The organism is Methanosarcina sp. A14 (assembly GCF_001729375.1).
GTDB classification, from domain to species: Archaea; Halobacteriota; Methanosarcinia; order Methanosarcinales; family Methanosarcinaceae; genus Methanosarcina; species Methanosarcina barkeri.
Genome location: NZ_LZPK01000255.1, coordinates 1 through 11,305, shown reverse-complemented (window position 1 = coordinate 11,305; position 11,305 = coordinate 1). Strand labels below are relative to the sequence as shown.

Annotated in this window: 10 protein-coding genes and 1 pseudogene; 8 read left to right on the top strand and 3 right to left on the bottom strand. The window is 39.8% G+C overall.

Annotated features, from left to right (window positions below):
• Positions 1 to 223 precede the first annotated feature (223 nt).
• The 4 genes from A9239_RS12140 to A9239_RS20520 all read left to right on the top strand — a co-directional run bounded on the left by A9239_RS12140 (position 224) and on the right by A9239_RS20520 (position 1,265).
• A complete protein-coding gene (locus A9239_RS12140) occupies positions 224 to 448 on the top strand; it encodes a hypothetical protein (protein ID WP_176722137.1) in 225 nt (74 codons plus the stop codon).
• A gap of 69 nt (positions 449 to 517) precedes the next feature.
• Positions 518 to 748: a hypothetical protein gene (locus tag A9239_RS12135; RefSeq protein WP_048155443.1), complete on the top strand. Its 231-nt coding sequence runs from the start codon at positions 518 to 520 to the stop codon at positions 746 to 748.
• A complete protein-coding gene (locus tag A9239_RS20525) occupies positions 745 to 939 on the top strand; it encodes a hypothetical protein (RefSeq protein ID WP_338041687.1) in 195 nt (64 codons plus the stop codon). Before A9239_RS12135 ends, A9239_RS20525 begins: the two co-directional genes overlap by 4 nt.
• Positions 936 to 1,265, top strand: coding sequence for a hypothetical protein (locus A9239_RS20520; RefSeq protein WP_338041692.1), 330 nt, complete (start codon positions 936 to 938; stop codon positions 1,263 to 1,265). The genes A9239_RS20525 and A9239_RS20520 overlap by 4 nt, the downstream gene beginning before the upstream one ends.
• A 244-nt stretch (positions 1,266 to 1,509) precedes the next feature.
• On the opposite strand, the gene A9239_RS12125 is transcribed toward A9239_RS20520, so the two are convergent.
• On the bottom strand, positions 1,510 to 2,199 hold the full coding sequence (locus A9239_RS12125) for a 4Fe-4S dicluster domain-containing protein (RefSeq protein WP_048117656.1): 690 nt from the start codon (positions 2,197 to 2,199) through the stop codon (positions 1,510 to 1,512).
• Between the two features lie 288 nt (positions 2,200 to 2,487).
• On the opposite strand from A9239_RS12125, the gene A9239_RS12120 reads away from it, so the two are divergent.
• The 3 genes from A9239_RS12120 (at position 2,488) to A9239_RS12110 (ending at position 7,158) form a co-directional block, all read left to right on the top strand.
• Positions 2,488 to 4,320 carry a nitrous oxide reductase family maturation protein NosD gene (locus A9239_RS12120; RefSeq protein ID WP_230629172.1) on the top strand — a complete coding sequence of 611 codons (1,833 nt, stop codon included), beginning with the start codon at positions 2,488 to 2,490 and terminating at the stop codon, positions 4,318 to 4,320.
• A gap of 333 nt (positions 4,321 to 4,653) precedes the next feature.
• Positions 4,654 to 5,250 carry a sugar O-acetyltransferase gene (locus tag A9239_RS12115; protein ID WP_048117654.1) on the top strand — a complete coding sequence of 199 codons (597 nt, stop codon included), beginning with the start codon at positions 4,654 to 4,656 and terminating at the stop codon, positions 5,248 to 5,250.
• 468 nt (positions 5,251 to 5,718) lie between these two features.
• Positions 5,719 to 7,158: a WD40 repeat domain-containing protein gene (locus A9239_RS12110; RefSeq protein ID WP_048117650.1), complete on the top strand. Its 1,440-nt coding sequence runs from the start codon at positions 5,719 to 5,721 to the stop codon at positions 7,156 to 7,158.
• Positions 7,159 to 7,347: 189 nt separating this feature from the next.
• On the opposite strand, the pseudogene A9239_RS20515 reads toward A9239_RS12110, so the two are convergent.
• Positions 7,348 to 7,584: pseudogene (locus A9239_RS20515) on the bottom strand (IS630 family transposase); the annotation flags it as partial.
• Between the two features lie 590 nt (positions 7,585 to 8,174).
• Between A9239_RS20515 and A9239_RS12105 the strand changes: the two are divergent.
• A complete protein-coding gene (locus A9239_RS12105; RefSeq protein WP_230629171.1) occupies positions 8,175 to 9,485 on the top strand; it encodes a hypothetical protein in 1,311 nt (436 codons plus the stop codon).
• A 438-nt stretch (positions 9,486 to 9,923) separates the two neighbouring features.
• On the opposite strand, the gene A9239_RS12100 is transcribed toward A9239_RS12105, so the two are convergent.
• On the bottom strand, positions 9,924 to 11,225 hold the full coding sequence (locus A9239_RS12100; protein ID WP_048117646.1) for a phenylacetate--CoA ligase family protein: 1,302 nt from the start codon (positions 11,223 to 11,225) through the stop codon (positions 9,924 to 9,926).
• Positions 11,226 to 11,305: the final 80 nt, after the last annotated feature.

The following is an 11,305-nucleotide window of genomic DNA, read 5'->3' as shown; positions in this document are numbered from 1 at the left end:
TCGATTTCATGTAAATAGGCTAAAAGTTAAGGCCGGCTTCTAATGCAAAATCGATAGCTTTTAGGCAAGAAAATTCCTTAACCGATGACCAATAAAATGGCTTTTGACGAAAAATTATAAAGAAATTCAAATGAAATCTTCGGATGGAGTTCAGCCAAATCTGAACTTAAAAATTATTGGAAACACAAGCTTCCCTATCTGTTCTCTTTCCGAACGACAAGCCATGATTCAGGAAATAGAAACACGCCTGTCAGTATGTAATAAGATAGAGCAGGATATTGAAATGAATCTGAAAAAATTCAAAGCCCTAAGGCAGAGTGTTTTGAAAAAAGAATTTGAGGGAAAGTTGCTTAATGAAAAAGAGCTGGCAGAGGTTCAAAGGACAGAAGATTGGGGGCCGACTGAGGTTTTGCTTGAAAGAATAAAGGCAGAAAAAGCGAGAAAATAATTCATCTAGTGGATATAAAAAGGAAGTTGTCTCTATGAAAGAAGACGAAATAAAAAAGGTATTCAGTTAATGTGTGATACGTCTAAAGAAATATCCAGACTTTATGAAGATAAAAATGCTTTAATCAATAAACTTAATAATCTATCGAAAGAAGACCTGACTCCATTAGAATATGAGTACAGATCGAAATCAGGGCCGGTTACGGATCTACGTAAAGATGTGTTAAAATATCTGCTAGATGGGAATAAACTGGATGAAAAGTCATTTGATGAATTTATTCTTGCGCAGAGTATGAAATGAAAAACTGGAGCTTATTATTCCCGATGGAATATATTTTTGAGGATTTTATAGCCGGCTATGTTCAAAAGCATTTTAGTGACACATTCAAAGTAGAGCCTCAGAAATCAGATCTTTACCTGCATACCAATCCTAACACGTTTAATCTTCAGCATGACATCCTGCTCACAAACAAAAAAACTGGGAGCAGATAATTGTTGATACTAAGTATAAACCCCGATGGAACCTGGAAAAAAGCGATTCAAAGAAAGGAATAGCTCAATCCGATATGTATCAAATGATCAGTTATGCTTACAGGCGAGGAACAAATAACGTACTGCTTATTTATCCGAACACCTCTGATAAACCGGTAGATGATTCTGTATTTTTGATAAATAAAGGTACTAAAGATGAAACTATTAAAATCAAGGCAATAGATGTGCCTTTCTGGTCAATTAATGGTCATTCATATGTTGAAGAATATCTAAAAGTCAAGTTACGAGATGTATTATCGTATCCTCTTCAAATAGTTTTAAAATAATTGAAAAGGTATTAATCATAAACTCTGAATGATTTAAGTAAGTTTGCATTAACTGAGTTCTAATCTATGTTGATACTTTCGGCATCAATTGATTTAAGGTAGCTTACCGGGCGATACATTAAACTCAGTTTCCAAATTATTTTTCGGTTGCTATCACTCAAAATCTACTCTTCACTATTATCAGTTAAACAGATCTCTTTAGTCCCAAAATTACAAAAGTGATGTTGGTAAACCGCAAGCAAGTTTACTGTGGGCAGACTTTAATACAGAGCCCACAGCGCAGCCCTCCCAGAACATTAAACATATACTGTGCACATTTCTGCCTGTCAATTTTTCCATCCAAGGAGATGGCACCAGCCGGGCATACTTCAATGCACTTCGTGCACTTGCTGCATTTTTCATTGATAAACGGCGGTAAAGTACCCTTTTCTTCTTTTTCCAGTGGGGCATCAGTCAGTATTGCAGTCATTCTAATTCTGGGGCCGAAGTCTTTTGTAATAAGGAGGTGATTTATGCCGAAATTACCCAGTCCTGCATGATATGCGGCATATTTGATGGACAGATTTGCTTTAAGTGTCTCGCGGTCAGCATACCAGTATCCAAACTCACTTCCCTCTGTAGGCACAATAGTTGCTTTGTATCCTTCTTTTTCAATAAGTTTTGCAATTTGAAAAGCGACTATTCGAAGGGTTGCAGTTGCTGCCATAAGAGTATTGGTATATTCGGCCCGTCCGGCTGGAAGAGTCTCAAAAGCTCCCCTTGGTACGCCAACCCCCAGGATTATAACTGACTGTACTTCTGCCATCACGTCCTGAGGTTTGTTTCCTGTATATTCCGGGTCTTCAAAGCAAGCTGCATCTGCAATCCCAATAAAATCCGCATTCATTTTAAAAGCAGTGTCTTCTACCTTTTTTGTAAGAGCAATTTCCCTCATACTGATCTCCTGTAAAAGTTAAATTTCGGTTAAACTCAGGTTTCACTTTGCTCTTTTTATGGTTATAACTTTTGAGGTTCAATTTCTATCTGCTTGTAAGGCTTCTCTATTTACAGACTCGGGTTTCGTGTAGAAACAAAGGGATATTTAAAAACAAGGAAACAGTTAATATATAAATTATTAATTTCATCTGTATATTAACAAATTATCTTCATTATAAACAATAACTGTCGGCTTAAAGTTATTGTATTCTAAGCGGAGGGGTTATGTAAAGTTTTTCTGGGGGGATTGGTTCTGAGAATCACGTTTATTGAAGATTATCACAACAGGTGGAGATTCGGTGCTGCATTTGTTGTCTTCTTATTTCTGTTTTCAGCAAGTGTTGGAAGTGCAGAGGTTATTTACGTAGAACCAGAAAATTCGATCCAGGCTGCAGTAAATAACTCTACGGCCGGAGATCTAGTTATTGTGAAAACCGGGGAATATCAGGAGAATATTGTTGTCAATGTTTCAGGAATAAAGATCAGTTCGGAGTTTGAGGACCCTGAAAATGTGCTTATAAGGACGAGGGATAGAAATGCCAGCGTGTTTCAGATTAAAGCTGATAATGTAACTGTCAGCGGCTTCAATATAACCGGGTCAGGTGAAGTTTCCAACGTTTCTGTCTCCACCATCTCTAATGTTTCAGGTTCTTCAAACTTTTCCGAAATGGGCAATGATTCTAGTTATTCCAATAACTCCAATGATTCCAATAACTCCAATGATTCCAATAACTCCAATGATTCCAATAACTCCAATGATTCCAATAATTCCAATAATTCCAATAATTCAGAGAACGCCAGTCTGGGGCAGGTTTCCAGTTCAGGGTCAGATAAGCCTGCTTACCAATGGGATGGGTTTGGTTGTCCTGCAGCAGGGATTTGCCTTGAGCAGGTTAACAACTGCACAGTCGAGAATAATAGATTTTTCGAAAATAGGTACGGGGTTTATCTGCAGGATTCCAGGAATAGTACAGTCTTGAAGAATACTTTTTTCCGCAATGGCATCTGGCTTGATGAAGGGTGCGGCAAAAACCTGCTGATAAATAATGCTATTGAAGAGAGCACCCTCATTATTGGGGCTCACTGCTGGGACAATATAATGTTCCAGAATCGGGTTTCAAACGGCGAGGGAATAAGTATTGCCTGTTGTGGTGGAAACAACCTCGTCTCGAGAAATGAAATCATAAACTGTAGTAATGGAATTGACATGTATGACGTTCAGGCAAGGACCATCCTACGTGACAACCTGATTCTAGGTTGTCGGAACGGGATTTATCTAACCTTTGTCTTCGATTCCAGAGTTTATAATAACACGATTTCTAACGGAAGTACAGGCATTTATTTAAGAGAGGACTGCCACGACAATGAACTGTCTAACAATACAATAACAATGAGTAACGAATCTGGCATTTACTTTCTGGACTACAGTGCAGCTAACCGCATTTATAATAACTACTTCAATAATAGCGTAAATGTGAAAGCCGAGAATACTAAAGGAAATATCTGGAATACTACACAGTCGCCAAGGCCAAATATAGTAGGGGGTCTAAACCTGGGAGGAAATTTCTGGGCAAATCCAGAGGGAACCGGCTTCTCTCAGGTCTCAAACGATTCAAACTCGGATGGGATCTGCGATTTGCCACTCCAGATTAATGGAAGCGATTTCGATTATCTTCCACTTGCCAGACCTCCTTTCGTAACCGGGGTAGATCTAGAGGTCACAATCGGAATGCCTGAACCAAATAATACCTCGGACATTTCCATTGAAATCGACAGAGATACCCTCAATTTAGGAACCATGCCTTCAAAGCAGTCAACAGAACAGATAAGTAAACCACAGGTTTTGACAATAAGGAACACAGGAATAAGTAATGTCAGGATTTCCGCTGAGGTTAGTGAGTCTTCAGATGCAGTTTTTTCTAAAGGTATTTATATTTCTTCCCGTTTCTGGCCAGACTTTTCTGAAGTAATTGCAAACAACACAAGTAAAGCTCTGGAAATTGAACTTAAAGTTCCGATGAACTACTCTGAAAATGGCACTAAAAAAGGATCTCTTGTTTTCCTGGCTGAAAATATTTGAGAGCTCTGGCTTTTATCTTCAATTTTTGTTTTATATTTTTTGGCTGCAAGCCGATACAGATTAGTTTTTCAAAATAAAATCTTCAACGCGACTTTTGATTGCTTTTTGATGTATCTGTACACGATGTTCCTTTTGATTGCTTTTTGATGTATCTGTACACGACGTTCCATCAATCCCAAAAGCATAAAAAATATGAGTAGACCTTGTTTTGATTGTTGTGTAACAATGATAATTGAGTACAAACAAACGACAATAAAAATGATATGAGAAATATATAGTTAAGGTGAGAGAAAAAACGGGAGCTAAGATAAGAAAAAAAGAAAGGAGTTTAAAATGAGAGAAAAAGAAAAAATGCTGGCAGGCAAACCATATAGAGCTTTTGGAGAAGAACTGCTTGCAGAACGTCAGGCTGCAAAGGAGTTGATTTTTGAATTTAATGCTCTGCACCCCAGCAAAATTGAACAACGCAATAAAATTATTAAAAGACTTTTTGGCAAAACTGGTGAGAACTTCATTATTGAATCACCTTTTCGCTGTGACTACGGATATAATATTTCTATCGGGGAGAACTTTTATGCCAATTATAATTGTACAATTCTCGACTGCGCTAAGGTTACTATAGGTGACAACGCTTTTATTGGACCCAATTTGAGTCTTTTTACTGCAGGACATCCCGTGCATCCGGATGTGCGGAATACCCAGTTGGAATATGCCGTTCCTATTTTCATAGGCAACAATGTTTGGCTTGGCGGTGGCACTATTGTGAATCCGGGGGTTACCATTGGTGATAATACTGTCATTGGTTCTGGAAGCGTAGTAACAAAGGATATTCCGGCCAATGTAATAGCTGCTGGCAATCCGTGTAGGGTGAGACGCACCATTACAGAAAAAGATAAAAGTGATTTTCTGAAAACGTTATCCAATGAATAAGCTTATCTAGAAACCCATAATCCAACACCTATTTTTATTATCGTTTCTCATAATTATTTAGGTGGCATGGTAGTTTGCAACTTATTTACGCAGATTATCATGCTAAGCTTATCATGCTATTTTGTGTCTGAGGTATTTTTTTCATATATTACCCAGCTTCTTATCACTTCATTTTCTTTCCCGCCTTCTATCTTTAAAGCTATCTCTTTAAAGCTATTTCTTCCACACTCTATCTTAAAAGATATGTCTTTTTTGCCATTTATCTTAAAAGATATCTCTTTAACTTCCTATCTCTCTTTTCTGAGATCTGTACAGACTTAGATGAGGACTGGATTTGTGATTCATCTTATAACATTAATGGGAGTGAGATTGACTATCTTTCACTTTCATCTCTATCCAGACCGCAAATCTAATCGTAAACTTTTACAAAAAATTCATGAAGAATAAACTCCTAAACTATACATTACTATGAGACAGTTAGCAGGAACATGGTTATTTATAGTGCTGGGTCTGCTCTTCGGCCTGTTTGCAGATTTGGGGGCTGCAGATCCTGTTGACTCGGATAGTGGGAACATAAATCTTTCGGAACTCAGAGCTTTTGACCTGCTTTGCAGATGTGAAACAGGATGTATAGTTAATACGGTTTCTCTTTCTTCTGATGGGAATTATCTTGCAGTTGGGGACTTTAATCGTAGTGTTTCTCTTTTTAATTCCAAGGGAAAGAAACTCTGGAATTATACTACTGGGGATATTGTTTACACTGTATCAATTTCTCCCGATGGAACTGGTGTAGCTGCAGGAAGCAACGATAAGAAGGCATACTTTTTTAACAGGGAAGGAAAATTGCTATGGAGTTACGAAACTGAGGGCAGCGTGAATTGTGTTGTGGTCTCTTCCGATGGTTCATATGTGGCTGCAGGCAGTGATGACGGCAAGATTTACTTCTTTAATAAAGAGGGCAGATTATTATGGAATTTTGATTCAGGATATTCCGTCCGCAGTATAGCTCTCTCCAGAGACGGCTCTTACGTTACAGCCGGTGGTTCCAGTTATTGCATTTATCTCTTTGACAGAGACGGAAATAAAATATGGGAACGAAAAACAGGCAGTGTGATCAATTGTGTGTGCATTACTCCACAAGCCCAATATGTGGCTGCTGGAGGTTCCAATTATAATGTCTATTTCCTTAACCAGAAAGGGGATTTTTCCTGGATACACAACCCTGCTTACTGGATCAGTAGCGTTTCCCTGACAAACAACGGCTCGTATCTGGCGGCAGGAAGTTTTGACGATAAAGTCTACATGTTTAACAGCACAGGTACAAAACTCTGGGATTACAAGGTAAAAGATGATGTCTACAGTGTTGCAATTTCACCGGACGCATCATTCATTGCAGCTGGAAGCTGGGACGATACGCTTTATGTGCTCGATCTCGGTGGGAAGGAATTCTGGAACTGCAGTTGCGGAGGAAATATTAATGACGTGTTCATTTCTCGCGATAGCTCGGCCCTTGCTGCAGCGAGTGATAACGGAGCAGCGTATCTTTTTGAGCGAAACTCCACGGTTTTTGCGCAGCTCTTTAGAGATGCGCGTTTCCTTTCAGGAGAAAGGCTCGGACTGCCTTTAAAAGAAAGCATGACAGCAACGGGAGGCATTGAAAATGTAGTTGAGATTGCCTCAGCTTCCTCAGGTAAAGTGTCAGATGATATAAAAAGTTCAGCTTCTACAGAAAGTTCATCAAGGCTTTCGGAACTGCTTAATTTCTTTAAATATCCAATTTTCCTTTTACTGGCAGTTTTAATAGTAGCAGTCTACCTGAAAAACCGGGCCTTTAAAAAACGGATAAGAGAAGAAAACCTAGAAGACTTTGAGAATCTTGATGATGAAAAACACATGCCTGGAAATTAATATGAAAAATTTGGAAGCCTGAGATTTCAGTTCTGGAAGCTTAAACTTCCAGTCCTGTAAATTTCACTTCTGTAACTTTCAGTCCTGTAAATTTTCAACTTTTTAATCTACAAATGAACTCCATCATTGGAGGCTGGGGAGCTGGGAATTAACCTTATTGAAATATATCCAATTTCCACTTAGCTGTCATGGAAATGTTTCATAGAGAGATCCAGGGACATGAGTATTTAGATAGTCCATTATCAGCGTAATTTTATTTGCATTTTCACGTCGAATGCATTCTCACGTTGAAGTGCGATTTTTCCAGAAAATAGGCCCAATCTTGCTTGTTTTTCTTTCAGTAATATTTACCATTTGTTTTCCTGCCAACGGTTCACAGGCAAGATACATATTGCGCACTCCACAACGTTTGTATTCATAATCATATACAGTATATCTTTTCATAAGTAATTCTAAAGATTACTTATGAAAAGGTGCAAGAACTATTTTACGACATTTTGAGTTTGACTTGACACTAGCAGCTTCAGTGCAACTAAAAGCGTTAGAAGCCGCGATGAGGAAATTAATGTAGTCGATGTTTTTACACTTGGGTGAGTTTATGCTTATACCTCCGTCGTTTTTGAATAATTATTAATAAATAATTATATTTTTAATTATTGGAGGTTTTCGGAATTTCAACTGTGTGAGTTGTATGCAAACCACATAAAGTCAAAGCAGAGTGGGAGTAAGAAATAATATGAACTGTCAACCGATATACTGTTCCAATTAAATCAATGTCCTGACAAGGTTTCTAATAATTAATAAATAAATTTACTTGGGGGTTATATATGAAAAATTATATAATAATTATAATACTTGGCATTTTATTCACAGTATTAACAAGAATTGCTCTCGCAGAGAATACGAAAACATATGATGCGGAGACTTTTCGACAGGCTTTGGAACTGGACTGATTCACCGTAGAGGAAGGTGAACTGGGTTACTTTGATTTAATCGGGTTATTAGAGAAAGGAGTATTGCCTTCTGCATACGGAAATAATCCCACCACAAAATATGTGGCATATTTTGTTCCAGCAGCAGCTGGTCATGAAATAGATGAACGGATTTCTAAAATAACAGGTACTCTCGGAATGAGCGGGAGTACAACTCCATTCTGGAACCTTGGTCCTAATGAAGCTGTTGTTTTCGTTGGAAGAACACAGCCGGAATGCAAGTACTTCAGCTACGATAATTTCATAATGCACAGGACAATTGGGAATGAAAAAAGATGGATCTTTGCCAACGTAGCAGATACGGTGAACGACCTGGTTATTAAAACCGAAGGGACTCAAAACGGCTCTTCTGGAAATCCTTTCAATCAAACCACGGTAATAATAATTACGGCTGACAAAGGAATTGATCAACGCATCAGGGCTGCTGCCCAATCTGCAGGAGACTCAAACGATATAATTAACACACAGGCATTGCCATCAACCATATTAAAAATGGGTCTGGAGAATGATTCCGATACATTTGCCGCGTTTGTCCGCCCAGCCTTATTCAATGACACACAGGCTGGTGATGATTACATAAATAATACACCTGCAACTGTTTTCCGGATTACTCCCAACAATACTACAGAGCTGGACCCGTATGATTATCCGGAGCTAAGAGTCCGCGGAACCGGGCAAACAGAGTTTGAGCTTATGGATGATCTCGAAGAGCTAAGGATTGCGATTCTCAACAAATATAATGAGTCAAGTGCCACAGAGCTTCCGACCAGTCAGGCAGTTCCTGTAGGGAGTGATGCCATCCAGAAAGGAATTAACGCAGTAGGTCTCAATAACGATGCGTGCTATCTATGGACAGCAAACCAGACTGTCTCTTCGCCTACACCTCCTTTCGTTAACACCTCGCTGTACTATCCTTTCTTGCGAGAACCGGCAATTACTCTGGGCAATGATTCCAATGAATTCATAATTGTTTATGGGGTTAACCATGTAGCCACAGGAAAGGCGACGTACTCGAACTTCGCAATATACGGAGCAGATACATGGAATGGTGTTAGAGCAATCACAGACGCAGATTTCAATGGATCTGCTGAGGAATATTTCCCTGACAATCTCAATGCGAAATACCTTTATGTCTACAAGCTCGCCAGAAACTGCAGCGAAGATGATCAATACTGCTATGAGGTTCCCTACGGCGTGGGAGTTCACGGCATAGAGCCGGATCAGCCGCTTTTTGTTGCCTGGAGGGCCTACATGGAGAACACAACAAAGACCGGACCAGCCTATTCAGAGATACTATACGACCGGGCTATAAAGTTTGATCCCAAGTTAAGGTAAAAATTAGGTATTAAAGTAAATTCAAGCTCTGGTTACAAACTCTGGTTAATATGTGTTACCTACCTATAACATATATCTTCATTTTTTATATTTACAAGCCAGAACCATATTTTATAACACTTTTTTATTGTTTCAGAGGGTCAAAATGAATTATTTCCAAATTTTGGCTTATTATAGGCTTCATTTTAATAAAATCAAAAAAATTTCAGTTTTATTAAGACTTTACGCAAAAACCACTCTACTTCGTCGAGCGTAGGGTTGCCCAGGGTTCTGAAAAGCGGTTCTATCTGCTATGCAAGTTGAATAATAGAAAGCGGAGTAATCTAAAAAGGACTGATGAAAAATAGGTATCATAAAAATAGGTATCAAAAAAGGTTAAAGAAAAACCAGGAAATAATTTTTCCCTGATTTATTGTTTAATTGGGGCTGCTTTTCCGTTTAGAGCTCTGGGCGCCTGTCGATGATTCTCTTTGCCTTTCCTGCTGTCCTTTCGATGCTGCCTTTCTCAAGGAGCTCAACATTTGTGCGGATATTCAGGACAGCTTTGAGTTCGTGCTGAACATAGTTCTGGATGGCTTTAAGGTCTTTGAGGTCGCCGGTAAAAGCATTATCTTCAAGTTCGACTTCGATTGTAAGTTCATCGAGCATGTGATTGTTGCGGTCAAGGATAAGCTGGAAGTGTTCACCTACCTGCGGGATGCGGGAAATGACATCCTGGATCTGGGAGGGGAACACGTTGATACCTCTTACGATCAGCATGTCGTCGGCTCTGCCCATGAGGCGAGAAATTCTGGTGGTTGTCCTGCCGCACTCGCATTCGGATTCAAGAAGCCTTGTCATGTCACCTGAACGGTATCGGATATTGCAGAAGCCTTCCTTGTTGATGGAAGTAAGGACAAGTTCACCTTTTTCGCCTTCTGAGACCTGTTCTCCGTTTTTGTCAAGGACTTCGACAAGGAAGTTGTCGCTCCAGATATGCAGCCCGTCCTGCTCCTGGCATTCAAACCCGATTCCTGGCCCGAACATTTCCGACAGGCCGTAGCAGTCGTAGGCTTTGAGGTTGAGCCGCTTTTCGAGCTGCTTCCGCGTGTTTTCCGACCAAGGCTCTCCTCCAAAGATAGCGGCTTTTAAGGAGAGTTTGTCTATAAGGTCCATTTCTTCGGCTGTTTCGGCCAAGTAAAAGGCATAGGAAGGGGTACAGTGGATTGCGGTTACGCCGAAGTCGATCATCATCTCGAGCTGCCGAGCGGTGTTTCCCGTTGCAGCCGGTACGACCATTGCGCCCATTCTTTCTATGCCGTAGTGGAAGCCTATGCCTCCGGTAAAGAGCCCGTAATTCATTGAGTTCTGGATGGTGTCACCTTTTGAAAGCCCAATCATTGTGAGATCGCGGGCGATCATGTCCGACCAGGTCTCGATATCTTTTGCCGTGTACCCGACAACGGTTGGCTTTCCGCTGGTTCCGGACGAGGCATGGATACGTACTATGTCTTCTTTTTTGGCAGCAAAAAGCCCAAAAGGATAGTTGTCCCGAAGGTCGGTTTTCCGCGTGAAAGGCAATTTACGGATATCTTCAAGGGTCTTGATGTCCTCGGGAGTGACTCCGGCTGCTTTGTAATTTTGCCTGTAAAAAGGAACGTTGTCATAGACCAGCTTTACGCTGTGTTGAAGACGTTTTAGCTGTAATTTTTTCAGTTCTTCGGGATTCATTGTTTCGTATTTCGGCTGCCAGTATTTCATTAACAGAACCTTCTTTTTTATTTATGAAACCGTTTTCAGGTTGTAATTTTTAATGCATGGATGCCATGTTTCTACATGTC